The organism is Citrobacter freundii complex sp. CFNIH9 (genome assembly GCF_002903305.1).
In the GTDB taxonomy this organism is placed as follows: Bacteria; Pseudomonadota; Gammaproteobacteria; order Enterobacterales; family Enterobacteriaceae; genus Citrobacter; species Citrobacter portucalensis.
The window spans coordinates 3,443,688-3,469,139 of the sequence record NZ_CP026238.1 but is presented as its reverse complement, the minus strand read 5'-3'; the positions used below and the strand labels follow the sequence as shown (position 1 = coordinate 3,469,139).

Below are 25,452 nucleotides of genomic sequence, written 5' to 3'. Positions count from 1 at the left end.
TCAGGGCTGGTGTTTGCGTGAAGGCAGAAAAATCGTCATTAGCCCTGCCATGATGCACAGTACCCCTGCCAGCGCTTTCACTGAAAATGTTCCCTGCCAGCCGGGCAGGATCATTGAAGCAACCCACACCAGCACATAGCTCAGGCTGAGCAGGGCATAGGCTTTGCTCAGCGCGAGTTGGTGTAGGGCTTTATGCCAGCAAATAACCGACAGCAAATACCCTGCCAGCCCGGCATATAAAGCAAACGCTCCGATACTGACAGAGAATACGGCGGAGATGAACGCCAGCGGCTGCAGCATTGGCGGCAGATTATCCATCGCAAAGCCGAGGCTCAACTGGGCGATGGAGGTGATCATCACGCTACATAATCCCCAAAATACGCCCATTACACTGCACTCCCAAGAATAAATATGCCGGTAATGATCAGCCCAACGCCCAGCCAGTGGCGGGTTGTGACGGGTTCGCGCCAGATTTTCCAGGCCGCGAGAGTTACCCATACAAAGTTAAGACTCAGCATGGGATAGGCAATACCGACAGGAATATTTTGTAAAACCGCCAGCCATAGCAGCATGGCCAGACCGAGGCTTGCCAGAGCAAGCCCAATCCATTGCGTAATGTAGCGTTTTCGCGCACGAACAGACACCGGTCGGGTTGCCTGCTTCTGGCATAGCTGGCCGCAGACGCTGAGCAAGCTGGCGAGGACTAAGGCTATCCAGATCATTTGGGCCGATACTGAATCAGGACCAGACGCCCCTGATTATCAATGTAGTCAGCGGGAGGGATGGCAAGCTGATTAATATCTTCATCCTTACCGACAGAGAGCACGAGCGTAATGTTTCCTTGTTGACGATGTTGTGCTAACCAGTCGGCAAAATTCTCCCGACTGACAAAGCGGCCTTGAGCATCCGGGTAGTTGAGACCGTATTTTAACTCGCCCGTTTGTCCGTACATCATGATGTCGTCGCGCTTCAGGCTCCAGGCCAGTCCCGCAGCGACGCCAACGCTGTCGGTGAGAATATAACGGCTCGGCTCCAGCGATTCTTTGGTCATCTCGACAAAAAACTGCGGCTGTTTAGATTCCATCACCCGGTCAGGAATGGAGAAGCCAAATAACAGCGCCAGCCCTAATGGGCATAGTGCTGCGAATTTCCAGTTCTTCTCGCGGTTATTTAGCGTATACCAGCCAAAAAGCGTCCAGATGATAAAGATGCCCCAGGCACAAAAAACCTTATACGTTTCGATATGCGACCAGACCGGCGTCTTCAATGGTCCCAGCGTGGAAACAATAAACGTAGCGACGATGCCGACGACACCAAATAGCACGTTGATCCAGCCATTGATGCGCAGGGATGCTGAGTCTTTTTCCGCAGCCTGCAGGCCGAAGCGCGCCGTTAATATCGCCAGCGGCGCGAAGCAGGAAAGAATATAGGTCGGCAGTTTTCCTTTCGCGATGCTGAAAAACAGGATTGGCATAATAATCCAGCTTAACAGGTACAGAGCACTGCGCGGAACATCCCGCTCACGCCAGCCCGTACGCAGCGCGCCGGGAAGCAGACCGAGCCACGGTAATGTGCCTGCCACAAATATCGGGATGTAGTACCAGATAGGAGCCTTATGCTGGGCATCATCCTGCGCAAAGCGCTGAATATGTTCAACCCAGAAGAAGTAATGCCAGAAATCCGGTTCGCGTTGTGCAATCGCTATACCCCACGGTAGTACGATCGCGATGCAGCCGATCACCGCCAGCAGACCGTAGAGAATGAGGTCTTTCCAACGCTTTTGTGCAAAAACCCAGGGTAATACGCTAAGCACAGGGACGGCGAGTGCCAGAAAACCTTTGGTCATTACACCCATACCGCAGGTCAGCCCAAGCAGCAAAAAAGCGATGATTTTGCGTGTTCTGGTGGTGGCCTGCATGCCTTCCCAAAAACAGCACATGCCCGCCATCAGCCAAAGCGCTATGATGGGATCAAGTACCGCGTAGGTGCCGATGCTGTAAACCGAAAAAAACGTTAAAAAGATAGCGGAGGAGAGTACGGCGGTACGCTTATCCTGCCACAGTCGCATGGCAAGCCAGGCTACCAGTAATGCGGTCAACAAAGTGGTAAAAATAGCACCCGCTCTGACGCCAAAATTGTTTGCGCCAAACAGCCATTGCCCAATGCTGTTCAACCAGTATCCGGCAATTGGTTTTTCAAAATAACGCAGCCCTAAAAAGTGTGGAACGATCCAGTCACCAGAGTTGAGCATTTCCCGGCTGATTTCAGCATAGCGCGTTTCATCAGGCTGCCAGAGCATACGGCTGTTGATAGGTAAAATAAAATACAGTGCGATTAAAGCGATAAATGCCAGAGTGTAGCGGGCAGCAGGTTTCATGGTGTCACACTCACCGGTTGTTGGCAGCCGAGCCATCCCTCTCTGCCGGGTATTTTTCCACGTACTATCTGTCCTAACGGCAGCGTACTGATGTCGTCAGGTAACAGCTCGCCAAGCGGGCAGAATGTCATCCCCATATCGGCAGCACGAATGAGCAACTCGTCAAAATTCTGATGAAAGGCGATACCTTCAACTTCCGCATGAATGGTGTACACCGGTGTTCCTCTGCTCATCTGGATGTGGGAGAGAATATAGGAGTTGAAGTCCACCGCCTGGACCTCCTGACCAACCACTTCATCCCATGTTGGTAGGGTGACGGGAATTTGTGGCGTCCCCGTTTTCCCGGATTCCAGCACCGGACGAAATAACGACGTTCCCCGACAGTCACTGTTATAGCGCAGATGGAATGCTTCTTTGGCATGGACGACACGGTTGTCGGCACGCCATCCGGCAACGGCAGAGCAGGTGACTGGCTGACCGATGATGGCTTCAAGTGCGATGATACCTTGCGAAATATCATCAATCAGCTGTTTGTCATTCCAGTTTCCGCTTCGCGCCTGCCAGGCGTGATGATCCCAGGCATGCAAACCGGTTTCATGAATCTGGGCGGTTTGTGCAATGATTGCCGCGTTGGCCTGGCCGATCTCTTTTCCCGGCCATGCGGTTCCCGCCAATAAAATATCCCATCCGTAGAGCGATGCTGCGTTTGAACGCAGCATTTTCCACAGAAATTGCGGCTTCACAAGACGCCAGAGATGGCGTCCCATGTTGTCAGGCCCAACGCTAAAGAAAAAACTTGCCCGAACGTTATGTCGGTTTAATGTCTCCAGCAGGCGGGGCACGCCTTCGCGCGTCCCCCTGAATGTATCGACATCAATGCGCAAGCCTACTTTGGTCATGATGTGTGTTCCGTGATATCCACACTGCGTAAGAAGAAGTCCAGCGTCTCTTCTACCGTTTCCTGCATCTCAATGGTCGGTTCCCAGTTCAGGCAGCGTTTTGCATTGCGAATGTTAGGCTTACGATGCTCAACGTCTTGATAACCTTTACCGTAGTAGCTGCTGCTTTCGACGTCACGGAAACCGGCAAACGGAGGGAAGTGGTTACGCAACGGATGTTTTTCAAAGCAGGAAAGCAGCATTTCTGCCAGTTCCTGAATACTTGCTTCGTTCTGTGGATTACCGATGTTGATAATCTCACCGTCACAGCGGCCGCCTTCGTTTTCAATGATGCGGTACAGGGCTTCGATACCATCGCGAATGTCGGTAAAGCAGCGTTTTTGCTTACCGCCTTCAATCAGCTTGATCGGTGAACCTTCCACGAGGTTGAGGATCAGCTGTGTAATGGCGCGTGAGCTGCCGATACGCGCGGCGTTAAGGCTGTCGAGACGCGGTCCCATCCAGTTAAACGGGCGGAACAGGGTGAAGCGCAATCCCTCTTTTTCGCCGTAAGCCCAGATAACACGGTCCAGCAACTGCTTGGACACGGAGTAGATCCAGCGTGGTTTATTGACCGGGCCGACGATCAGATTCGAACTGTCTTCATCAAAGACTTTGTCGGTACACATGCCGTAGACTTCGGAGGTTGACGGGAAAATGATGCGCTTGCGGTATTTCACGCAGTAACGAATGATTTTCAGGTTCTCTTCAAAATCGAGCTCAAATACGCGCAGCGGGTTGCGGGTATATTCGATAGGCGTTGCGATCGCTACCAGCGGCAGCACAACGTCGCATTTTTTCACATGATATTCAATCCATTCGGAGTGAATGCTGATATCACCTTCGACGAAATGGAATCGCGGATGTTGCAGGAAACGCCCAATGGCGTCGCTGCCAATATCGAGTCCATACACTTCGTAATTATCTTCTTGCAGCAGGCGCTCGGTCAGATGGTTACCAATGAAGCCGTTAACGCCGAGGATCAGTACGCGAGTACGGCGTTTGCTGGTAGTCACTGACTGGCTGTTCAGGCGAGAACCTGGCACCAGACCCAGAACTTGCGCCAGTTGTGAACCCTGCATTGCAATACCATCGCCAGCTTGTCCGGTAATAATCTCCAGTGCGCCATCGGCACAGGCGATCAGTAAAGGAGACACGGAGATGACGGTACCCGGCTGGGCCGCAATGCCGTTTGTGCAAACGCGCGATGACCAGACGGTGAACTTTTGCGTGCCAACATAGCTAAATGCGCCCGGCCACGGATCGCTGACGGCACGGACCTGGTTATGTAACTCCGCGGCAGGTTTGTTCCAGTCGAGGAAGCTATCTTCCGGCGTACGGCGACCAAAACAGGTAGCATCTGCATCCTGTTGAGGGAATTCGGAGTAACTTCCCGCGTTGATGGCCGGCAGTGTCTGCTCCAGCAGGTGACGCGCAGCCTGGCACAATTTATGGTGCAGTGTTAACGCCACATCATCCGGTGAAATAGCAACGCGCTGCTGGGCAACTATGGCACCAGCATCCGCGCGTTTGACCATGCGGTGAAGTGTGACGCCCGTTTCGGTTTCACCATTGACCAATACCCAGTTCAATGGCGCGCGACCACGGTATTTCGGCAGCAGCGAGCCGTGCAGATTAAATGCACCCTTAGGGGCAAGACTGAGGATCTCATCACTCAGTAAATGGCGATAGTAGAACGAGAAGATAACATCGGGTGCCAGTTGGCTAATGCGCTCAATCCACAGGGGATGATTAACCTCGTCTGGGGCGTAAACCGGAATACCGGCGCTGGCAGCGAGGCGGGAAACAGATCCAAAAAACGCTTTTTCACCCGGGTTGTCGGTGTGCGTAAAAATGGCAGCGATTTCATAACCTGCATCCAACAAGGCCTGGACACCCTGACATCCCATATCGTGATAGGCAAATACGACGGCTTTCATGCGCGGTTTTCCTCGGTTGACTGCGTAGTTTGTGGGCGGATAACGTGTTGAACAAAATAGCGGGGGCGGGCGCGGACATCGTTATAGATGCGACCGATATATTCGCCGAGTAAACCCATGCCAATAAACTGTGCGCCGATAAAGGTAAACAGGACGGCAAACAGCATGAATACCCCCTCCGCTGCCCACTGTGGGCCGAGCGTCAGGCGCAGAACAACAAGCAGGACTGATAAGGTAAAGCCCGTGGCAGCGATCACGCTGCCCAGCAGGCTCAACATGCGAAGCGGTGTTGTGGTAAGGCAAGTCACCAGGTCATACATCAGGTTGATCAGACGCATGAAGCTGTATTTGGAGTCTCCAAATTCACGCTCTGCATGATGTACCGGGATCTCCGTGGCGCGACGGGCAAAAATGTTGGCCAGAATAGGGATAAAGGTGCTGCGCTCCTGGCAATGCAGCATGGCATCGACGATGTGACGGCGATAGGCGCGTAGCATGCAGCCGTAGTCGCCCATTGCTTTACCGGTGGTTCGTTGGATCAGATGGTTGATCATTCGTGAGGCGGTCTTACGAAATACGCTATCCTGACGGTTCTGGCGTACCGTGCCTACCACATCGAAACCCTCATCTGCAGTGGCGACCAACCGAGGGATCTCCTCCGGCGGGTTTTGCAAATCGGCATCCAGCGTGATGATCAAGTCTCCGGTGACATGGCTGAAACCGGCCATAATCGCCGAGTGCTGTCCGTAATTACGATTCAGTAAAATAGAGACAATATGGCTGTTCGGTGCCTGAGAGGCGTCCATCATCAACTGAGCGGAACGGTCGCTGCTGCCGTCGTCGATTAGCAGAATTTCATAGTCTTTGCCCAATTTTTCGCAGGCGGCGCTGGTGCGTCTGATTAACTCTGGCAGGCTTTCCTGTTCATTAAAAACGGGAATAACAACCGAGACTTTTTTAATCGGTGTGGCTTCAAACATGCTCATTGTCCTGCTATCTCGCGAAGCGCCGTAATGACCCGCTGAGTGTCATCATCGGTCATGTCAGGGAATAACGGCAGCGAGCAGATGCGCGCGCTGTTCCATTCAGTATTTGGGAGCGAAAGGGTAGTGAAGCGTTCGCGATAATATTTTTGCGTATGGGCCGCACGAAAATGCAGACCGGTGCCGATATCTTTGGTCTTCAGCGCTTCCATCAGGGCATCTCTGCTCAACCCGCAGCGCGTTTCATCAACACGAATGATGAATAAGTGCCAGGCATGAACGTGCGACCACTGCGGTAGGCTCAGCGGCTGGAATGGCGTATCGGCCAGCGCTTTTTGATAGTGCTGGGCAATTTGCGCCCGGCGTGAGTTCAGTTGCTCCAGCTTATTGAGCTGTACCAGCGCAATAGCGGCGTTAATATCCGTCAGGTTGTATTTGTATCCAGGTGCAAGCACTTCGGCTTGTGGTGCCCGGCCGTAGGTTTGTCGATCAAAAGCATCAACGCCCAGACCGTGAAACTTCAGGCTGCGAAGCCGCTGAGCGAGCTGGCTGTCGTCGGTAACGATCAGTCCACCTTCCGCACAGGTGATATTTTTAATAGCGTGAAAAGAGAAGATTGCCGTGCCGCAAGCACCGACATGACGGCCCTTATACAATGTCCCTACGGCATGGGCTGCGTCTTCTATTACCGGGATTCCATAACGCTCGCCAATGGCATAAATTGCGTCGAGGTCGGCGGGGGCGCCAGCATAATGTACTGGAACAATGGCTTTGGTTCGTGGGGTAATAGCGGCTTCAATTTGCTCAGGTGTCACCATAAGCGTATCGCGGTCGACGTCGATCATGACGGGCGATGCACCCAACAGCACAATCATGTTGAGGGTCGAAACCCACGTCATCGACGGCGTTATGACCTCGTCGCCTGCACCAATGCCCAGCGCCATCAGCGTAATGTGCATTCCTGCAGTGGCGGAGCAAACGGCGACGGCATGCTTATTCCCCGTGAGCTGGCAAAAAGCCTCTTCCAACTGTTGATTTTTCGGGCCGGTGGTTATCCATCCAGAGTCCAGAACCGCCTTCACTGCGGCAAGTTCTTCAGCGCCCATGGCCGGGCGAGAGAAAGGCAAAAAGTCAGACATCATTATTCCTTCAAGCCATTTAACGCCACCGAAGTTTTATTTTTAGTGATAAACAGGGGCGTCGTTAATTATTTCATCAGGCTACAAAGGTTAATGACTGAAGGTTAATTTATCCTTAAGAGTTTAAGGTTTGAGAGAGGCAAGAAAATAGCGACATTCTTTCTATATACATTTGATAGTAAATAACTTTTATGCGGATTATGTTGTCTTGGCGACACTGCTGCTTACTGTAGACAGGTGGCTGCAATGCCGCTATTAAGAGGGGAATATTTATGTCACTATTATAATGATAACTTAAAGTAACCCCTTCAAGGTCAACGTCTTACGTGTGGCGATATTTAAATCGTAGGCACTGAGATCTTCTGGTTTAACCCAGGCGAATGCCTGGAACTCTTCGTTAATCTTCACTTCACGATTTGCCGCGACACAATCGAAGATAAGATAAATCATGTAAATCTCTTCCTGACTGCCATCAGCATAGGTTTTAGTGCGAATATCATCACTGAAGGTCCAGGGGGTAATTTCTGATAACACCAATTGTTCGCCCAGCTCTTCCCTCACTTCACGGCGCAGAGCTTCTTCAATACGTTCACCTGGTTCAACACCGCCGCCAGAAAGCGCCCACTGGCCGGGAAACACACCGCGGTCATCAGCCATTTTGCAGAGTAAATAACAGCCATCGTTTTGAATTAATGGGCATACAATCGTTCTTTGGCGCATCATTCGAGTCCTTGTTGGGGAAGTAGAGAAAATTCCGTCATGCACGCATCTTACCTTTTGCTGGCGGCAGAAAAAATGTTTCATCGGTGATTAAGAGCGCTTTGGCAGGGAAAACAGGATGTTTGTTGAAAATGACGTTCTGGGACGTCCAACTGTGTAATTGGCACAAGAATTTAACCTTAAATAAATCTTGTGAGTAGTATTTAGTTACAATATGTCATTGCATCGCTTTTTTAGCTCATTGATTCCTCGCCATCTGACAGTACAATTCATCGGTTTTGGGGCTATGTTTTGATTCTTGCTGGAAAGGATAGAAAATGAAAAAAAGTTTAATGTTGGGTTTTGCCGGAATGCTGTTTGTTTCCGCGTCGGCTAGCGCGATTAGCATCAGCGGCCAGGCTGGCGAAGACTACACCAACCTGGGCTTCGGTATGGGCACTGAGAGTACTGGTCTGGCCGTCAGCGGTAACTGGATGCATAACGATGACGACGGTGATGTTGCCGGGCTGGGTTTAGGTTTGAATATCCCACTGGGGCCGCTGATGGCGACCGTTGGTGGTAAAGGTGTTTATACTAATCCAAACGATGGCGATGAAGGTTATGCTGCTGCTGTCGGTGGTGGTTTACAATGGCCAATTGGCGATAGCTTCCGTCTGTTTGGTGAGTATTATTACTCTCCTGATTCACTTTCCAGCGGTATCGACAGCTATGAAGAAGCGAATGCCGGTGCGCGTCTGACCATTATGCGTCCGCTGAGCATCGAAGCCGGTTATCGTTACCTGAACCTGGCAGGCAAAGACGGCAACCGTGATAACGCGATTGCTGATGGCCCGTACGTTGGGGTTAACGCCAGCTTCTAACATTTCTGGCGCGGCGTTCAGTCGCGCCTTCCCCCCTCCATGCGTTATAGTGTTTTCATCATAAAAGCAGGAGAACACGATGTTAAACGTGGAGATGCTATCCACAGGGGATGAAGTGTTGCACGGACAAATCGTCGACACCAATGCCGCCTGGCTGGCCGATTTTTTCTTTAATCAGGGTTTACCGCTAACACGCCGCAACACGGTAGGTGACAATCTTAACGATTTGGTCGCCGTTTTGCGTGAGCGTAGCGAGCACGCCGATGTACTGATCGTTAATGGCGGTCTGGGACCTACCAGCGATGATTTGAGCGCGCTGGCAGCGGCAACGGCAAAAGGCGAAGGGTTGGTGCTGCATGAAGCATGGCTGGCCGAGATGGAGCGATATTTCCGCGATCGTGGCCGCGTGATGGCGCCAAGCAACCGCAAACAGGCTGAACTTCCGGCCAGCGCTGAGTTTATCAATAATCCGGTGGGTACCGCGTGTGGGTTCGCCCTGAAGCTTAATCGCTGCCTGATGTTCTTTACACCAGGTGTACCGTCAGAATTCAAAGTCATGGTGGAGCATGAGATCCTGCCCCGTTTGCGTGAGCGTTTCTCTTTGGCTCAGCCCCCGTTATGCCTGCGATTAACCACCTTTGGCCGTTCTGAAAGCGACCTGGCGCAGAGCCTGGATCCGCTCCCGTTGCCTCCGGGAGTAACAATGGGTTATCGCTCCTCAATGCCGATTATTGAGCTGAAGCTGACCGGGCCGGATTCCCAACGGGAAGCGATGCTGGCGCTGTGGCCAGAAGTTAAGCGGGTTGCCGGGCAGAATATGATTTTTGAAGGTACGGAAGGCTTACCCGCGCAAATCGCCCGCACGTTGCAAGAACGGCAATTCAGCCTGACGCTGAGCGAACAATTCACCGGTGGTCTGGTGGCATTGCAGCTTTCTCGTGCGAATGCGCCACTGTTGGCGAGTGAAGTGGTTCCGCCTCAGGAAGAAACGCTGGCGCAAACGGCGCATTGGATAACCGAGCGACGCAGCAAGCATTATGCTGGATTAGCACTCGCTATATCGGCTTTCGAAAACGAACATATTAACTTTGCGCTGGCCACGGCTGATGGGACACACGCCTTGCGCGTACGGCTGAATGCAAATCGCTACAGCCTGGCGATTCGTCAGGAAGTGTGCGCGATGATGGCGCTAAATATGCTGCGCCGCTGGCTTAACAATCAGGATATCGCTAGCGAACACGGCTGGATCGAAGTGGTTGAGTCGTTGACGATTTAATCCCAGATTGGGAAGGCTAAATGCCTTCCCAATCTGGCTCATGCGGTGGTATCGCCAGGCAATAGCCCGGTAATTAACTGAACTAAATCACGATCAATACCTTGTTCCAGCATTATGTGAGCGATACGTAAGGCTTCTTCTTGCGTACCTTTTTGCACCCCTTGTTCTAACCCTTTTTGCATTCCTTGTTCTAACCCTTGCTGTATCCCTTCTTGCAGTCCATTTTGGTGGCCTTCCTGCCTGAGTCTCTCTGCAATTGTCATCAGCTTCTCCTTGTGATGGGGGGATCGTTCGGCAACTTCGCGAATAAACTCACTGACGCGAGAAACGTCGCCGTACCGTATCAGGTAATTAAATAGCGTTTGTAGCTGGCTGTCATTAGCAGTGCTTGTAACTAATAGCGAGACCAGGCGGTCCACTAACCCCATTAAATCACGATCGCGGATATGTTTTTGCATCAACTCAAGCAGCGCAACCCCGCGATGCTGTGCGATTTCATCGTCAGGTATTACGGTAATGTCGACCAGCGGAAAAGCCTCTGAATACAGTTGTCGCGCCAGTTGCGGATTATCAAATTCATCCAGCCAGTTGAGCGACCAGGGATAGGGACTTTGTTGACCGTGATAAAACAGCATGGGGATCACCAGCGGCAGCGTTTTATTCCCGGCATCTAGATGATGCTGCATCGCCGCGGTGGCATAACGCATCAGGCGAAATGCCATATGCGGTACCGCGGTACTCTGATGTTCAATAACACAATAAATATAGCCCTGACCTTCGCGGGTTTTTAGTGACCACACTACGTCGGAGTAGTATGCGCGGAGATCTTGTTCGATAAAACTGGTGGACTCCAGCTTCAGCGTTTGTAAATCACATATCTCACGTAATGCGATAGGAAGGTGTATATCCAGAAAATCCCGAGCCATCTCAGGGTAAGACATTATCTTTTTAAAAACGGCATCATGCGGTGTAGATGTAGTGGATTTAGCCATGGTAGTCCGTCACCAGAAAGAGAAGATGGCGTGACGGTATCCACTTTTAATATGCGCTGCATGCGGGAAATGGGTTCTTTGCGTGGATGAATCAGAGATAAATACGTCCGACTGCAACGTATTCAATTAAGCAGAACGGGCTACGTAAAAATGCCCGGTAGCAAACGCCACCGGGCAACAGAGTTAACCCAACGCTTTGGCAAGCAGGGTGATAGGATGTTCGCAGCGTTTGCTTGTAGACATCTCAATCTGCCATTTACAGGTTTCGCAGTCGGTGACGACGATATCAGCGCCGCTTTCTTCAATTTGGCGGAATAACGGTGCGCCAATAGACTGTGAAGTCGGATAGTTTTCCTTTTTAAAGCCGTAAGTCCCGGCAATCCCGCAACACTGAGAATCCAGCACCGTCAGCTCCAGCCCTGGAATTTGTCGCAGTAGCTCCAGCGTATAGAGCGTCCAGCCCATTTTCTCCATGTGACATGGCGTGTGATAGACCACCTTCAGCGGCAGCGTCTTCAGCGGCAGCGTTTTACCTTCATCCAGCTTGCGCCATAGCCAGCGGGTTGCCAGTTCAATGTGTTCACGCAGGCCTGAGTTGTCGACATCCAGCACTTCCGGATATTCATCACGTAGCGCAAAGGTACAGGTTGATGAGGTGGCGATCACCGGAATGCCTTTGCCATCAATTGCCTCCCTGAGCGAAGCCACGTTGCTGACAGCCTGCTTACGCGCTTTATCGGTAAAACCGTTGGCAATCAGCGGTACGCCGCAGCATTTCTCTTTACTCAGCAGTTGCACGCCAGTACCCATCGCATTCAACACCTTGATCAGGTCTTTGCCGAGCTGGGGATGGTTGTAATTCACAAAACAGCCGTGGAAAAAGGCGACCTGATCCTGATACTGCGCCTGCTGTGCGGCAACGCTGCGATACCAGCGGCGGAAGGTGCCAAAGGAGTACTTCGGCAGCGTACGGCGATGATCGATTTTTAACGCGTAATCCAGCAACTGACGCACCGGTTTTAATGAGGTGGCGGTATTCACTATTGGGGCGAAGGGAGTGGATACGCTGCCCATTAAATCGGTATGACTTAAGACAAAGTTACGCAACGATGGGCGCGTCGTGTCGTATTTGGCGCGCGCGCGCTGGATGATATCGCCGATTTTCACGTCTGACGGACAGGCCACTTCGCAGCGCTTACAGTTGATGCAGTATTTCAGCGCGTCGTCATATAGCGCGCCATCTTTCAGGCGCAGACGTTCACCGTCCGGGCCGGCCTGCTTAGGACCCGGGTAGCTCGGATTGACGCGGCTTACCGGGCAGGCGGTGGTGCACACCGTACATTTGATACAACTTTCAAAACGTGTGTCGCTCATTGCTGTCCTCCTGCACGTTTCGCAATATGATGCGCGGCATGTAAGGCGCTAACTGCGCACACGCCGCCTCCGCAACCCTGGGCGATAGGGTCGAATCCGCCGAGAACGGAACCAATGGCATACATGTTCTCTATCGTTTTTCCCGCCAGTGATGGGCGTAATGCGGAATCGGTTGTTACGCCAAACTGTTGCCACGGTTGTGGATCGAAAACATCACGCTTATACCACTCGGCGCGGGTAGCTGTTTGCTGTACATCCAGTCCCAGGATTGGTTCATGGATTGCCTCACGCGTGGCGACCAGCCCGCTGCTGAAGAAGCTGCCGCTGGCGAGCACGGCGAAACGTGGCCGCAAGGGGATATCGGCATGATTTCGGGTCCAGATTTCGCTGACCACGCCATCCTGACAGGTGATTTTTTTCACTTCATCACCCGGCATCCACACACCGCCCTGGCGTACAAACTGGCGCTGCAATTTGTTGTGCAAACGCATGCCCAGCACCGAAGGTGGTAGGGTCGGTAACAGTGTCAGCGAGCAGGGGAGGCGCTCGTTAAGCCACTGCCAGAGCCGCTCATCGGCCAGACCAAAGCATGCCGGCATGATTATCATGTCGCAGGTTTTTGCCATTGGCAGCAATGCGTCATAGAGCAGCGACCATTTATCTTCGTTATCCAGCAGGCGCGCAATATTAACGGCGCGAAACTCGGTTGGGTTATCACGCAGGACATCCAGCTCCGGTAGCTCGATTTCTGCCGTCTCGACGCTGAGATTGCGTTGGCGTAATGACGCTGCGGCGAGATGCGCCTGAAAATCCAGTAACCCGCTAATCCCTACAACGCAGATACGCTGCGCGGACAGCGGCCAGACCGGCACTTCCGGGGAACTTAACCAGGTTGAGCGCAGGGTGCCCAGCGGGGTAACACGTTGATGTGCCTGATGCACTTTGCCCTGCAAATGCGTTCCGCATTCTTCCAGTAAATTTTGCGCCTGTTGGGCCAGTTCCAGAACGTTCTGCGTTCCGATGGTGCTATACGGATGTGCGGGTGCCTGAGTGCGCAGCGCATTCAAACCCGCTTCTATATCCGTCACCGGCTGACCATCGGGTAAGCTGCTGAGCAAATCCAGTGAGCCGGAGGAAAAATGCAGGGCGCTTTGGCCGCGGGTAACAATCGTGCAGCGCAGTCCGCTTTTTTGCAGTTGCAGGCCACATAGCAGTCCGGCGAGGCCGCCGCCGATAATGACGGTATCAAATTTCATCCTGGTGCTCCTTTTCCAGACCACACAACCCTTGATAAACCCAGCGCGTGAATTCGCTTTCGCGCAGCGCATCTCCCCAGGCGATAGGCTGCACGCCTTTCCAGCGTTCGTTGAGGAAGTCGGAAAGCTGGGTAATGGACTGCGCTGCGGTAGTGACATTGAAACGTTGCAGCAAACCTGCGGCGCGACAGGCACACAATTCGCCCTGGCAGGTCCCCATTCCAACACGGGTACGGCGACGCAAATCGAGCAGGCTGTTGACGGTTAAATTCTCGACGGCGTATTGCACTTCGCCTGCGGTGACTGCTTCGCATTCACAGACCAGACTGCGGTGCTGACGGCCTTCGCTAAGCCACGCAGGGGTGCGATCGCCGTGACGGTAGACCGCCGAGCCGCGCAGTGGAGCTGGCAATGAGATCACGCGTTTAAGCGTATGCTCGGTAGATTCCTGTGAGCCAGGCAGCGCGGTGTCTGCCGTTGTGCAAGGCTGGGTATTGCCCAGCTTACGGCAAACGGCATCGGTGGCCCATTCCGCCATCAGGCGGTAGGTCATCAGTTTGCCGCCGGTAATGGTGATAAACCCTTCCAGTCCGTCACGTTCAGCGTGATCGAACAGTACAATCCCACGGCTGACGTTACGACCGCTTGGGTCGTCGTCGCTGGCCACCAGCGGGCGTACGCCGGAGTAGGCGCGTAAAATGCGTGTTTTCGCCATAATCGGCGCCAGCTTCTCGCCTTCACGCAGCAGAATATCGACCTCTTCTGCGGTGACGCGGTTGCTGTCGATATCGTCGTAATCAATGTGCTGTGAGGTGGTACCGATCAGTGAAATGGTATCGCCAGGCACCAGAATATCGGCGTCAGAAGGCTTACGGCAGCGGTTAATGACATGCTGGTTAATACGATGATCCATAATCAGCAACGAACCTTTGGCCGGGAACATACGGATGCTCAGATCGGCATATTCCGCAATGCGTTGACCCCAGATCCCAGCGGCGTTGACGACAACCGGTGCATGCAGGGACTGCATTTCGCCTGTCAGATGATTGCGCACGTTAACGCCGCAAACCGTTGCGCCTTCGCGGATCAGTCCCGTCACTTCATGCGCCGTTAAGATAACCGCGCCATGCTCACGCGCATCCAGCATGTTAGCTGCTGTTAAGCGGAAAGGATCGACCGTGCCGTCTGGTACTTTTACTGCACCAATCAGCTGTGGATTCACAGAAGGTTCGATAATACGTGCCTGCTGAGGGTCAATCGCTTCTGCGCGAATCCCTGCCTCTTCACAGGCGCGAATAAAGGTAGCCTGGAAGGACAGCTCATCCTCCGGCAGAGTAATAAACAGACCGTCCGTTGGCTCAACGCAATGACGGGCGATACGTTTCAGAATTTGGTTTTCGCTGATGCACTCACGGGCAGATTCAGCGTCGGTGACGGCGTAGCGTGCACCGCTGTGCAGCAGACCGTGGTTGCGCCCGGTCGCACCTGTGGCGATATCGTGGCGTTCCACTAAGATGACGCGCAACCCGCGCAGCGCACAGTCACGTGCGATCCCTGCACCTGTTGCTCCTCCACCAATGATAATCACGTCACTTGTTTGCGAGTCGCGAGTTTTCATTGTTTTTCCTCACAGTTCGTTTTTTATCATTTAGCCACATAAAAAACATGGATTGTTTGATTTCGCGCATAATCGCTCATTATTCGAAAATGAAACGTGATTTCGTGCGCCTTTATGAACATTTGTCATAAATCTGTAACAATATGTGCTGCGTTTCACATTTTTGTTATGTATCTTTCCTTAACATCGCGGCCACACTGGGAGCGGTAGGGTAGTAATGACGAACTGCAGTGTTTACTTCGAATGAAAGACGGCCACGGAGGCTACACTATGTTGAGCATTTTTAAACCAGCGTCACACACGGCGCGTTTACCTGCAGCGGAGATCGACCCGACATATCGTCGATTACGTTGGCAGATTTTTCTGGGGATTTTCTTTGGTTATGCCGCGTACTATCTGGTACGTAAGAACTTTGCCCTTGCGATGCCGTATCTGGTTGAACAAGGTTTCTCGCGTGGCGATCTGGGTTTTGCGTTGTCCGGTATCTCCATTGCTTACGGATTTTCGAAATTCATCATGGGGTCCATTTCGGATCGCTCGAATCCGCGCGTTTTCCTGCCAGCCGGTCTGATTCTGGCCGCCGCAGTGATGCTGTTCATGGGCTTTGTGCCGTGGGCGACATCGAGCATCGCGGTAATGTTTGTGCTGCTGTTCCTCTGCGGATGGTTCCAGGGGATGGGCTGGCCGCCGTGTGGCCGTACTATGGTGCACTGGTGGTCGCAGAAAGAGCGTGGAGGCATTGTTTCCGTCTGGAACTGTGCGCATAACGTGGGGGGCGGTCTGCCTCCGCTGTTGTTCCTGCTGGGTATGGCCTGGTTCAATGACTGGAAAGCGGCGCTGTATATGCCTGCTTTCGGTGCGATCGTCGTCGCGCTGATTGCTTTTGCCCTGATGCGTGATACGCCGCAGTCCTGTGGTCTGCCGCCTATCGAAGAGTATAAGAACGACTATCCGGACGATTACACCGAGAAAGCGGAAGAAGAGCTGACTGCGAAGCAGATCTTCATGCAGTACGTACTGCCGAACAAACTGTTGTGGTACATCGCTATCGCCAACGTGTTTGTTTATCTGCTGCGCTACGGCATCCTGGACTGGTCACCAACCTACCTGAAAGAAGTGAAGCATTTCGCACTGGACAAATCATCCTGGGCCTATTTCATGTATGAGTATGCGGGTATTCCGGGCACGCTGCTGTGCGGCTGGATGTCGGATAAAGTCTTCCGTGGTAACCGTGGCGCGACCGGCGTGTTCTTTATGACGCTGGTAACTATTGCGACCATCGTTTACTGGATGAACCCGGCAGGCAACCCGAACGTGGATATGGCTTGTATGATCATCATCGGCTTCCTGATCTACGGTCCGGTAATGTTGATTGGTCTGCACGCGCTGGAACTGGCACCGAAAAAAGCGGCGGGAACGGCGGCTGGCTTTACCGGTCTGTTCGGTTATCTCGGCGGTTCTGTGGCCGCGAGCGCCATTGTTGGCTACACCGTTGACTTCTTCGGTTGGGACGGCGGCTTTATGGTGATGATTGGCGGTAGCGTGCTGGCGGTTATTCTGCTGGTAGTCGTCATGATTGGCGAAAAACGCCATCACGAAGAGATGCAACTGAAGCGTAACGGGGGCTAATAGATGAAAACCACATTGAAAAGTCTCAGCGTGGCGCTGATGCTCGCAGGTATGGTGGTCAGCAGTGCAGCTGTTGCCGCAGATAAAATCGTGATTGCGCATCGTGGCGCCAGCGGTTATCTGCCGGAGCATACGCTGCCAGCAAAGGCGATGGCCTATGCCCAGGGGGCGGATTATCTGGAGCAGGATTTGGTTATGACCAAGGATGACCATCTGGTCGTCCTGCATGACCACTATCTTGACCGCGTCACCGATGTTGCCGAGCGTTTTCCGGATCGTGCGCGTAAAGATGGGCGTTACTACGCCATCGACTTTACGCTGGATGAAATTAAATCGCTGAAATTTACCGAAGGCTTCGATATCGAAAATGGCAAAAAGGTCCAGACCTACCCAGGGCGCTTCCCGATGGGTAAATCTGATTTCCGCGTGCACACGTTCGAAGAAGAGATTGAGTTTGTTCAGGGATTAAATCATTCCACCGGTAAAAACATCGGTATTTACCCGGAAATGAAAGCGCCGTGGTTCCATCACCAGGAAGGGAAGGACATTGCGGCTAAAACGCTGGAAGTACTGAAAAAGTACGGGTATACCGACAAGAACGACAAGGTCTATCTACAGTGTTTTGATGTTGCAGAGTTGAAGCGCATTAAAAATGAACTGGAACCGAAGATGGGGATGGATCTCAATCTGGTACAGTTGATTGCGTACACTGACTGGAATGAAACCCAGGAGAAAAAGCCGGACGGTAGTTGGATTAATTACAACTACGACTGGATGTTTAAACCGGGTGCCATGAAGCAGGTTGCGCAGTATGCGGACGGCATTGGGCCGGACTATCACATGCTGATTGATGAGAAGTCGAAGAAGGGCAATATCTCGTTAACTGGCATGGTGCAGGACGCACATCAGAATAAGATGGTTGTGCATCCTTATACCGTTCGCGCCGATCAACTGCCGGATTACACCACTGACGTAAACCAGCTGTATGACATTCTTTATAACAAGGCGGGCGTGGACGGGCTGTTCACCGACTTCCCCGACAAAGCAGTGAAATTCTTGAATAAAGAGTGATGGCGTAAGGCCTGTGATGCACCTCCGGTCACAGGCCTTAATGGATGAAACGTTTTAACTGCTAGATAAGGCCGTCTGCTGTCAACGTTTCCATACATGCCTGCAGGAGAAATAAAGGGCTGCCGTCCACCGGCGGCTCTTTTGCCAGTAAGGATATCTGTCGATAGAACGTCGGTTCCAGCGGGACTGAGCGTACTTTCCCACCAACCGCCTTCAGCGTTAATTCCGGTAATAACGCTATACCCAGCCCCTGACGAATAAAGCTCATCGCGGTATCCGGATGGTTAAACTCGTATTTAATGACCGGTTCAATTCCCTTCTCTTTAAATAGCGTCATGATGCTTAATTCATAGCGACCTTTGCTGATAATGAGCGGTTCTCCAACCAGTTGTTCCACTGAAATCGTTCTATTGGCCGCCAGCGGATGGCTTTCAGGAACTACAACGGTAAATTTGTCGCGATACACCGGTACGCAGTACATGCCATTTACCGGGAAATGTACAAATCCCGCATCGATATCCCCACTGCGCAGGGAATCAACGATTGCCGTGCTGTTTTCTTCATAAGGGATAATTTTGATATGCGGGTGGTGCTGCTCGAAGTGGTGGATGATACCGGGCAAAATACAGGCACAGGCGCTGGGAAAGCAGCCGATTCGCAGGGTTCTGGCTGGGTTTTGTCGCTCTTGCTCGGCAATCTCTTTCACCGCGTTGGTTTCAGACACGATTGTCCGCAGGTGTGAAACGATCCGACTCCCGGCCGGACTAAGTTGAATGTCTTTGCGGCGTTCGCGGATAAGAATATCAACCCCTAGCTCTTCCTCTAACGCTGAAATTGCCTGGCTAACGGCGGATTGGGTCATGTACAGCCGCTTGCTGGCTTCGGTAAAACCACCGTACTCAAGTACGGCAAGCAGGGCGTGGATCTGGGTTAATGTCATTAGCTCCCTCTAATCAACAATATTAAAACGATTAATTTCTCTAATATAATGGACCTGTTTATACTTGCGGTCTACCGTAAAATCACACTTCGACGCACCTGTCCGTAGTTCAGTTGAGCTGAGCGTTGCCTGCGTGCGCCGTCTGGACAGGTTGTCGAATATGAAAGAAAAACTGTGGACGAAAGATTTTTGGGCAATAACGATAATCAGCTTTATTATATTTTTTGTTTTTTATGTCCTGCTCACGCTGTTACCGATCTATATTTCGGATCGCCTGCATGCCACTCCAGATAAGGCCGGATTATTAGTCACCTTCTTTTTGGGGGCCGCAATTGTTGTGCGCCCGTTTGCGGGACAATGGGTAGGAAAATATTCGAATAAAACAATTCTGGTGCTCTCTTCTCTGGCCTTTTTGGTGGTCACTGCGCTGTATCCTGTTTGCCACTCAATTGAATCACTGCTGTTGATTCGGGTGCTTCATGGTGTAACGTTTGGCGTTATTACCACGGTAAAAGGAACGATTTCCGCGCGGTTGATACCGGCCTCCCGACGTGGGGAGGGCATCAGTTTTTTCTCGTTAGCCATGGGACTGGCAATGGTTGTGGGGCCGTGGGTAGGGCTGAACATGGCACGCTGGGAAGCTTTTACCACTGCATTCTGGCTGTGTAGCGCGGTTGCCGTACTGGGTATTATCCTGTCATTGATTGTCGCCGTACCGCCGGTTATCCGTCATGCTGACGGCTCAAAACCGAAGCTGGGATTTGCTGCAATGTTTGATCGCGCCGCACTGCCTTTCGCGATGGTGACGTTTTTCATGACCTTTTCCTACGCGGGCGTTTCCGCTTTTCTCGCACTGTATGCGCGCGAGCTCGATCTGATGGCCGCCGCCAGTAATTTCCTGTTGTGTTACGCCATTTGCCTGATGATCTGTCGAACCTTTACCGGCAATGTTTGTGATAAAAAAGGGCCGAAATACGTGGTCTATCCGTGTTTGCTGGCCTTCACCGTCGGGCTGGTGGCGCTTGGCTATACTAACGGCAGCATTATGATGATTATTTCCGGTGGATTAATTGGCATCGGTTATGGTTCGGTCACACCCGTATTTCAGACACAAATTATTAGTTCGGTGGAACCCCATAAAATTGGTATCGCCAATTCGCTGTTTTTCAATGCGATGGATGCGGGAATGGCAATCGGCGCGTTTATCATGGGGATGATGGTCGAGGGCGTGGGATATCGGGCGATTTATCTGGTGGGTGCGCTGCTGGTGGTACTGGCCGGGGCGCTGTATATCATGCAGATGAAAAAACGCGGAGACGTGGTACTGGTCTCCGCGCATGAAGTTCACTAAACACTACAACTCTATTTCAATATCGCCTTTTGCCCGGCAACAGCACGGCAATATTTCACCGGGCTGAATGAAGGCCAGCGGTTCTGCAATCCAGTCAACCTGTCCCGCCACCAGGCGGGTACGGCAGGAGCCGCAGTAGCCTTCACGACACTGATATTCGACTTCAACATCGTGCGACTCGAGCGCGGCAAGCAGGGAAGGGTGTTCATCCTGGCACAGCAATTGCGTGCCAGAGATGCGCAGAGTCACGCGGCCCATCAGAGCTGGAAGTTACTCAGATCGTCAGTATCGACTTCGGCATCGATCTGGCCGACCAGATAAGAGCTGACTTCCACTTCCTGCGGCGCAACCTGGACGTTGTCAGACACCAGCCAGGTATTGATCCAAGGGATCGGGTTAGAACGTGTCTGGAATGGCAGATCGAGCCCAACAGCCTGCATACGGATGTTGGTGATGTACTCAACGTACTGGCACAGAATGTCTTTGTTCAGGCCAATCATTGAGCCATCACGGAACAGATAGTCCGCCCACTCTTTTTCCTGCAGCGCGGCCTGTACGAACAGGTCGTAGCACTCTTGTTTGCACTCTTCGGCAATTTCCGCCATCTCCGGATCGTCCACGCCGCTGCGCAGCAGGTTCAGCATATGCTGAGTACCGGTCAGGTGCAGGGCTTCGTCGCGGGCGATCAGACGAATAATTTTCGCGTTGCCTTCCATCAGTTCACGTTCGGCGAAGGCGAAAGAGCAGGCGAAGCTGACATAAAAGCGGATCGCTTCCAGCGCGTTCACGCTCATCAGGCACAGATACAGCTTCTTCTTCAGCTCACGCAGGTTTACGACAACCGTTTTACCATTAACGGTATGCGTACCTTCGCCCAGCAAATGCCAGTAGCTGGTCATCTCGATCAATTCGTCGTAGTAGCTGGAGATGCCTTCTGCGCGTTTCTGGATTTGCTCGTTGGTGACGATATCGTCAAACACCACCGCCGGATCGTTAACAATATTACGGATGATGTGGGTGTAAGAGCGTGAGTGGATCGTTTCAGAAAACGCCCACGTTTCCACCCAGGTTTCCAGTTCAGGGATCGAGATTAACGGCAGCAGCGCGACGTTAGGACTACGTCCCTGAATGGAGTCCAGCAGCGTCTGATACTTCAGGTTGCTGATGAAGATATGTTTTTCATGTTCCGGCAATGCCTGGAAGTCGATACGATCGCGAGAAACATCGACTTCTTCCGGACGCCAGAAGAAAGAGAGCTGCTTTTCGATCAGTTTTTCAAAGATGTCATATTTTTGCTGATCGTAGCGGGCGACGTTCACCGGCTGGCCGAAGAACATCGGTTCCAGAAGCTGATCATTTTTCGTCTGTGAAAAAGTGGTGTATGCCATTGATGTGAATCCTGTCTGGAATGTACTGCCGGATGCGCTTTGCTTATCCGGCCTACAATACCGCGAATTAATTTGTAGGCCGGGTAAGCGCTACGCCACCCGGCAAAAGATTAAATCTTACATGCGCCGCTTTCGCAGCCATCGTCCTGAATGGACGGTACCAGATCGTCCTGAGAGTCTTCCGCACCGTCACGGGTGTTCTGATAATACAGCGTTTTGACACCAAATTTGTAGGCGGTGAGCAGGTCTTTCAGCAACTGCTGCATCGGTACTTTTCCGGACGGGAAGCGCGACGGATCGTAGTTGGTGTTGGCGGAAATCGACTGATCGATAAATTTCTGCATGATGCCTACCAGCTGCAGATAGCCGTCGTTGTTTGGCATTTCCCACAGCAGTTCGTATGCGTCGTGCAGGTGTTCGTAGTCCGGCACGACCTGACGCAGAATTCCATCTTTCGATGCTTTGATGCTCACGTAACCGCGTGGCGGTTCAATGCCGTTGGTGGCGTTGGAGATCTGCGAAGAGGTCTCGGACGGCATCAGGGCTGACAGCGTGGAGTTACGCAGACCGTGAGTTTTAATTGATTCGCGCAGGCTTTCCCAGTCGTAATGCAGGGACTCGCTGACGATAGCATCAAGATCTTTTTTATAGGTATCAATCGGCAGAATGCCTTTCGCATAGGTAGTTTCGTTAAACCACGGGCATGCGCCTTGCTCTTTTGCCAGCTCGTTAGAAGCCTTCAGCAGGTAATACTGAATCGCTTCAAAGGTTTTGTGAGTCAGGTTATTGGCGCTGCCGTCAGAGTAGCGTTTTCCATTTTTCGCCAGCCAGTAAGCGTAGTTGATCACGCCAATGCCCAGCGTACGACGACCCATCGCACCGCGTTTGGCGGCCGGAATCGGATAATCCTGGTAATCGAGCAGCGCATCCAACGCACGTACCGCCAGTACGGCCAGCTCTTCCAGTTCGTCCAGACTTTCGATAGCGCCCAGGTTAAATGCGGACAGCGTACACAGCGCAATTTCGCCGTTTTCATCGTTAACGTCGGTCAGCGGTTTGGTCGGCAGGGCGATTTCCAGGCACAGGTTGGACTGGCGTACCGGCGCGACAACCGGATCAAACGGGCTGTGGGTGTTGCAGTGGTCAACGTTCTGAATGTAGATACGACCGGTCGAGGCACGTTCCTGCATCATCAGTGAGAACAGCTCAACTGCTTTCACGCGCTGTTTGCGGATGCTGTCGTCGTTTTCATATTGGGTGTACAGACGCTCGAACTCATCCTGATCGGCGAAGAACGCGTCATACAGACCCGGGACGTCGGACGGGCTGAACAGGGTGATGTCGCCGCCTTTCAGCAGACGGGTGTACATCAGTTTGTTGATCTGCACGCCGTAGTCCATGTGACGTACGCGGTTGCCTTCTACGCCACGGTTGTTTTTCAGGACCAGCAGGCTTTCAACTTCCAGGTGCCACATTGGGTAGAACAGCGTGGCTGCACCACCGCGTACGCCACCCTGAGAGCAGGATTTCACTGCAGTCTGGAAATGCTTGTAGAACGGAATACAGCCGGTGTGGAACGCTTCACCGCCGCGAATCGGGCTACCCAGCGCACGGATGCGACCAGCGTTAATGCCGATACCGGCACGCTGAGAAACATATTTCACAATTGCGCTGGAGGTTGCGTTGATGGAGTCCAGGCTGTCGCCGCACTCGATTAGTACGCAGGAGCTGAACTGACGCGTTGGGGTACGCACGCCGGACATAATTGGCGTCGGCAGCGAGATTTTGAACGTAGAAACGGCGTCGTAGAAACGTTTTACATATTGCAGACGTGTTTCACGCGGATAGTTAGAGAACAGGCAAGCCGCTACCAGAATGTAGAGGAACTGTGCGCTTTCATAGATCTCACCGGTAACACGGTTTTGCACCAGATATTTACCTTCCAACTGCTTCACCGCAGCGTAGGAGAAGGTCATATCACGGTCGTGTACGATGAACGAGTCCATCTGCTTGAACTCTTCTTCCGTGTAGTCTTCCAGCAGATGATTGTCGTATTTGCCCATTTCAACCATTTTCACGACATGGTCGAACAGCTTTGGCGGTTCAAACTCACCGTACGCTTTTTTACGCAGATGGAAAATCGCCAGACGGGCAGCCAGATATTGATAATCCGGCGCTTCGCGGGAGATCAGGTCGGCGGCTGCTTTGATGATTGTTTCATGGATGTCGGAGGTCTTGATTCCGTCATAAAACTGAATGTGGGAGCGCAGCTCGACCTGAGAAATCGATACGTTATTCAGTCCTTCTGCCGCCCAATCCAGAACTCGGTGGATTTTGTCGAGATTGATGCGCTCTGTACTACCATCACGCTTTGTCACCAGCAGACTCTGATTCATGTGGTTTTTTACCTGTCCGTGAAAGAAAAAATATCCCCCATATTATCCACAGAGTCATGTTGTGACTAAGTCTGTGGATAAATACTATATGTAGGGGTTGTTTGATAAAATAGACGCTATATGGTGAGTATTCTAGTAGGGATTCTTTTCAGCACAAGAGTTGATTTTGAGGTTAAATTGAGGTTGCAAAAGGGTGATAATCGCTAAGTGCGCGTCTTATAAGGCCTGGCGGGGATGTCAATAATTGAGAAAAAAAATAGAAAATTTGATCGAGTGCTGATTTCTTCATCTAAGGCAAGGAAAGTTCTTATGATCTGGCACAGGATTTGTAGGCCTGATAAGCGAAACGTCATCAGGCATGGTTCCAGTAAGCATGCCGGATAGCGGCGTTGCACGCTTTATCCGGCCTACAGGAGCGGTTAATCAACCTTGGCGGTAGTATGTACCATATAGTTCACATCAACGCCCGGGCCAAGTTTGAAGGTGTTGGTGATGGGGTTGTAATGCAGGCCGGTCATATGACGCTCTTTCAGCACGGTCTGGTCTACCCACTCTAATAATTCAGCAGGCTTAATAAACTTTTTCACATCGTGCGTGCCTTTCGGCACCATGCGCAGAATATATTCCGCTCCGACCACCGCCATCAGCCAGGATTTGCCGTTGCGGTTAAGCGTGGAGAAAAATACTTCGCCACCCGGTTTGACCAGCCTTGCGCAAGCTCTGACCACTGACTGTGGGTCTGGCACGTGCTCCAGCATTTCCATGCAGGTGACAACGTCATACTGATGTGCATGCTTTTCCGCATGCTCTTCGACGGTTTCTTGTACGTACTCTACCTGGATACCGCTTTCCAGTGCATGCAGTTTTGCTACCTGCAGCGGTTCAAAACCCATGTCCAGTCCAGTGACGGTGGCACCTTCGCGCGCCATACTCTCCGCCAGAATACCGCCGCCGCATCCGACGTCGAGTACCTTTTTACCAAACAGGCCGCCTGAGCGCTCAGTAATATAGCCCAGACGCAGTGGGTTAATGCGGTGCAGCGGCTTAAATTCACCCTCAAGATCCCACCAGCGTGACGCGACTGCTTCAAACTTGGCAATTTCTTCATGGTCAACGTTGTGAGCTACCGGAGGTTTTTCGGCATTCATTGGGGCTTCTACTCCTAAATTTGCGATGCAAATGAGTATATCAGCCTGACGGGATG

General features: G+C 52.2%; 22 protein-coding genes. 5 read left to right on the top strand and 17 right to left on the bottom strand.

Annotated elements, in window-relative coordinates:
- The 8 genes from arnF to nudI form a co-directional block, all read right to left on the bottom strand.
- The gene (gene arnF / locus C2U43_RS17765) at positions 1-387 is read right to left on the bottom strand and encodes a 4-amino-4-deoxy-L-arabinose-phosphoundecaprenol flippase subunit ArnF (protein WP_048215866.1); all 387 of its coding nucleotides are present in this window, start codon (positions 385-387) and stop codon (positions 1-3) included.
- Positions 387-722, bottom strand: a complete 336-nt coding sequence (gene arnE / locus C2U43_RS17760) for a 4-amino-4-deoxy-L-arabinose-phosphoundecaprenol flippase subunit ArnE (protein ID WP_003834709.1) — start codon at positions 720-722, stop codon at positions 387-389. Before arnE ends, arnF begins: the two co-directional genes overlap by 1 nt.
- Positions 719-2,377 (bottom strand): lipid IV(A) 4-amino-4-deoxy-L-arabinosyltransferase, encoded by a 1,659-nt coding sequence (arnT, locus tag C2U43_RS17755; protein ID WP_103285578.1) that lies wholly within the window; start codon positions 2,375-2,377, stop codon positions 719-721. Before arnT ends, arnE begins: the two co-directional genes overlap by 4 nt.
- Entirely contained in the window at positions 2,374-3,276 is a 903-nt protein-coding gene (gene arnD / locus C2U43_RS17750) for a 4-deoxy-4-formamido-L-arabinose-phosphoundecaprenol deformylase (RefSeq protein WP_103285577.1), read from the bottom strand. The genes arnT and arnD overlap by 4 nt, the downstream gene beginning before the upstream one ends.
- Positions 3,273-5,255, bottom strand: a complete 1,983-nt coding sequence (arnA, locus tag C2U43_RS17745; RefSeq protein ID WP_103285576.1) for a bifunctional UDP-4-amino-4-deoxy-L-arabinose formyltransferase/UDP-glucuronic acid oxidase ArnA — start codon at positions 5,253-5,255, stop codon at positions 3,273-3,275. Before arnA ends, arnD begins: the two co-directional genes overlap by 4 nt.
- Entirely contained in the window at positions 5,252-6,235 is a 984-nt protein-coding gene (gene arnC / locus C2U43_RS17740; protein WP_042307134.1) for an undecaprenyl-phosphate 4-deoxy-4-formamido-L-arabinose transferase, read from the bottom strand. The genes arnA and arnC overlap by 4 nt, the downstream gene beginning before the upstream one ends.
- A 2-nt stretch (positions 6,236-6,237) precedes the next feature.
- Positions 6,238-7,377 carry a UDP-4-amino-4-deoxy-L-arabinose aminotransferase gene (arnB, locus tag C2U43_RS17735; protein WP_103285575.1) on the bottom strand — a complete coding sequence of 380 codons (1,140 nt, stop codon included), beginning with the start codon at positions 7,375-7,377 and terminating at the stop codon, positions 6,238-6,240.
- Between the two features lie 294 nt (positions 7,378-7,671).
- Positions 7,672-8,097 carry a nucleoside triphosphatase NudI gene (gene nudI, locus C2U43_RS17730; RefSeq protein ID WP_048215870.1) on the bottom strand — a complete coding sequence of 142 codons (426 nt, stop codon included), beginning with the start codon at positions 8,095-8,097 and terminating at the stop codon, positions 7,672-7,674.
- A gap of 317 nt (positions 8,098-8,414) precedes the next feature.
- Here nudI and C2U43_RS17725 point away from each other — a divergent pair, with 317 nt between their 5' ends.
- Together C2U43_RS17725 and C2U43_RS17720 are read left to right on the top strand one after the other, a co-directional pair.
- Positions 8,415-8,957 carry a YfaZ family outer membrane protein gene (locus C2U43_RS17725; protein WP_048215871.1) on the top strand — a complete coding sequence of 181 codons (543 nt, stop codon included), beginning with the start codon at positions 8,415-8,417 and terminating at the stop codon, positions 8,955-8,957.
- A 79-nt stretch (positions 8,958-9,036) separates the two neighbouring features.
- Complete coding sequence (locus C2U43_RS17720; RefSeq protein WP_103285574.1) at positions 9,037-10,233, top strand: nicotinamide mononucleotide deamidase-related protein YfaY; 1,197 nt, start codon at positions 9,037-9,039, stop codon at positions 10,231-10,233.
- 38 nt (positions 10,234-10,271) lie between these two features.
- Here the strand turns inward: C2U43_RS17720 and C2U43_RS17715 are convergent, their stop codons facing one another.
- The 4 genes from C2U43_RS17715 to glpA form a co-directional block, all read right to left on the bottom strand.
- Positions 10,272-11,225: an Rpn family recombination-promoting nuclease/putative transposase gene (locus C2U43_RS17715; protein ID WP_103285573.1), complete on the bottom strand. Its 954-nt coding sequence runs from the start codon at positions 11,223-11,225 to the stop codon at positions 10,272-10,274.
- Between the two features lie 183 nt (positions 11,226-11,408).
- Positions 11,409-12,599, bottom strand: a complete 1,191-nt coding sequence (gene glpC, locus C2U43_RS17710; protein WP_003834686.1) for an anaerobic glycerol-3-phosphate dehydrogenase subunit GlpC — start codon at positions 12,597-12,599, stop codon at positions 11,409-11,411.
- Positions 12,596-13,855, bottom strand: a complete 1,260-nt coding sequence (gene glpB, locus C2U43_RS17705) for a glycerol-3-phosphate dehydrogenase subunit GlpB (protein WP_071445255.1) — start codon at positions 13,853-13,855, stop codon at positions 12,596-12,598. The genes glpC and glpB overlap by 4 nt, the downstream gene beginning before the upstream one ends.
- Positions 13,845-15,473: an anaerobic glycerol-3-phosphate dehydrogenase subunit A gene (gene glpA, locus C2U43_RS17700; protein ID WP_032944055.1), complete on the bottom strand. Its 1,629-nt coding sequence runs from the start codon at positions 15,471-15,473 to the stop codon at positions 13,845-13,847. The genes glpB and glpA overlap by 11 nt, the downstream gene beginning before the upstream one ends.
- A gap of 270 nt (positions 15,474-15,743) precedes the next feature.
- Between glpA and glpT the strand changes: the two genes are divergently transcribed.
- Both glpT and glpQ read left to right on the top strand, forming a co-directional pair.
- The gene (gene glpT, locus C2U43_RS17695) at positions 15,744-17,102 is read left to right on the top strand and encodes a glycerol-3-phosphate transporter (protein ID WP_103285572.1); all 1,359 of its coding nucleotides are present in this window, start codon (positions 15,744-15,746) and stop codon (positions 17,100-17,102) included.
- 3 nt (positions 17,103-17,105) lie between these two features.
- Positions 17,106-18,173, top strand: a complete 1,068-nt coding sequence (gene glpQ, locus C2U43_RS17690; protein WP_103285571.1) for a glycerophosphodiester phosphodiesterase — start codon at positions 17,106-17,108, stop codon at positions 18,171-18,173.
- Positions 18,174-18,234: 61 nt separating this feature from the next.
- Here glpQ and C2U43_RS17685 read toward each other — a convergent pair whose 3' ends face one another.
- Positions 18,235-19,113 carry a LysR family transcriptional regulator gene (locus tag C2U43_RS17685; RefSeq protein ID WP_103285570.1) on the bottom strand — a complete coding sequence of 293 codons (879 nt, stop codon included), beginning with the start codon at positions 19,111-19,113 and terminating at the stop codon, positions 18,235-18,237.
- 160 nt (positions 19,114-19,273) lie between these two features.
- On the opposite strand from C2U43_RS17685, the gene C2U43_RS17680 reads away from it, so the two are divergent.
- Positions 19,274-20,464, top strand: coding sequence for an MFS transporter (locus C2U43_RS17680; protein WP_048234859.1), 1,191 nt, complete (start codon positions 19,274-19,276; stop codon positions 20,462-20,464).
- A gap of 3 nt (positions 20,465-20,467) precedes the next feature.
- On the opposite strand, the gene yfaE is transcribed toward C2U43_RS17680, so the two are convergent.
- From yfaE to ubiG, 4 genes are all read right to left on the bottom strand, one after another.
- On the bottom strand, positions 20,468-20,722 hold the full coding sequence (gene yfaE / locus C2U43_RS17675; protein WP_003027609.1) for a ferredoxin-like diferric-tyrosyl radical cofactor maintenance protein YfaE: 255 nt from the start codon (positions 20,720-20,722) through the stop codon (positions 20,468-20,470).
- The gene (gene nrdB / locus C2U43_RS17670; protein ID WP_003834668.1) at positions 20,722-21,852 is read right to left on the bottom strand and encodes a class Ia ribonucleoside-diphosphate reductase subunit beta; all 1,131 of its coding nucleotides are present in this window, start codon (positions 21,850-21,852) and stop codon (positions 20,722-20,724) included. The genes yfaE and nrdB overlap by 1 nt, the downstream gene beginning before the upstream one ends.
- A gap of 110 nt (positions 21,853-21,962) precedes the next feature.
- A complete protein-coding gene (nrdA, locus tag C2U43_RS17665) occupies positions 21,963-24,248 on the bottom strand; it encodes a class 1a ribonucleoside-diphosphate reductase subunit alpha (protein WP_048215880.1) in 2,286 nt (761 codons plus the stop codon).
- A gap of 419 nt (positions 24,249-24,667) precedes the next feature.
- The gene (gene ubiG / locus C2U43_RS17660) at positions 24,668-25,396 is read right to left on the bottom strand and encodes a bifunctional 2-polyprenyl-6-hydroxyphenol methylase/3-demethylubiquinol 3-O-methyltransferase UbiG (RefSeq protein WP_008785314.1); all 729 of its coding nucleotides are present in this window, start codon (positions 25,394-25,396) and stop codon (positions 24,668-24,670) included.
- Positions 25,397-25,452 lie beyond the last annotated feature (56 nt).

Coding starts and splice junctions, on each gene's coding strand:
- arnF (WP_048215866.1), bottom strand. CDS start 387: ATGGGCGTATTTTGGGGATTATGTAGCGTGATGATCACCTCCATCGCC.
- arnE (WP_003834709.1), bottom strand. CDS start 722: ATGATCTGGATAGCCTTAGTCCTCGCCAGCTTGCTCAGCGTCTGCGGC.
- arnT (WP_103285578.1), bottom strand. CDS start 2,377: ATGAAACCTGCTGCCCGCTACACTCTGGCATTTATCGCTTTAATCGCA.
- arnD (WP_103285577.1), bottom strand. CDS start 3,276: ATGACCAAAGTAGGCTTGCGCATTGATGTCGATACATTCAGGGGGACG.
- arnA (WP_103285576.1), bottom strand. CDS start 5,255: ATGAAAGCCGTCGTATTTGCCTATCACGATATGGGATGTCAGGGTGTC.
- arnC (WP_042307134.1), bottom strand. CDS start 6,235: ATGTTTGAAGCCACACCGATTAAAAAAGTCTCGGTTGTTATTCCCGTT.
- arnB (WP_103285575.1), bottom strand. CDS start 7,377: ATGTCTGACTTTTTGCCTTTCTCTCGCCCGGCCATGGGCGCTGAAGAA.
- nudI (WP_048215870.1), bottom strand. CDS start 8,097: ATGCGCCAAAGAACGATTGTATGCCCATTAATTCAAAACGATGGCTGT.
- C2U43_RS17725 (WP_048215871.1), top strand. CDS start 8,415: ATGAAAAAAAGTTTAATGTTGGGTTTTGCCGGAATGCTGTTTGTTTCC.
- C2U43_RS17720 (WP_103285574.1), top strand. CDS start 9,037: ATGTTAAACGTGGAGATGCTATCCACAGGGGATGAAGTGTTGCACGGA.
- C2U43_RS17715 (WP_103285573.1), bottom strand. CDS start 11,225: ATGGCTAAATCCACTACATCTACACCGCATGATGCCGTTTTTAAAAAG.
- glpC (WP_003834686.1), bottom strand. CDS start 12,599: ATGAGCGACACACGTTTTGAAAGTTGTATCAAATGTACGGTGTGCACC.
- glpB (WP_071445255.1), bottom strand. CDS start 13,855: ATGAAATTTGATACCGTCATTATCGGCGGCGGCCTCGCCGGACTGCTA.
- glpA (WP_032944055.1), bottom strand. CDS start 15,473: ATGAAAACTCGCGACTCGCAAACAAGTGACGTGATTATCATTGGTGGA.
- glpT (WP_103285572.1), top strand. CDS start 15,744: ATGTTGAGCATTTTTAAACCAGCGTCACACACGGCGCGTTTACCTGCA.
- glpQ (WP_103285571.1), top strand. CDS start 17,106: ATGAAAACCACATTGAAAAGTCTCAGCGTGGCGCTGATGCTCGCAGGT.
- C2U43_RS17685 (WP_103285570.1), bottom strand. CDS start 19,113: ATGACATTAACCCAGATCCACGCCCTGCTTGCCGTACTTGAGTACGGT.
- C2U43_RS17680 (WP_048234859.1), top strand. CDS start 19,274: ATGAAAGAAAAACTGTGGACGAAAGATTTTTGGGCAATAACGATAATC.
- yfaE (WP_003027609.1), bottom strand. CDS start 20,722: ATGGGCCGCGTGACTCTGCGCATCTCTGGCACGCAATTGCTGTGCCAG.
- nrdB (WP_003834668.1), bottom strand. CDS start 21,852: ATGGCATACACCACTTTTTCACAGACGAAAAATGATCAGCTTCTGGAA.
- nrdA (WP_048215880.1), bottom strand. CDS start 24,248: ATGAATCAGAGTCTGCTGGTGACAAAGCGTGATGGTAGTACAGAGCGC.
- ubiG (WP_008785314.1), bottom strand. CDS start 25,396: ATGAATGCCGAAAAACCTCCGGTAGCTCACAACGTTGACCATGAAGAA.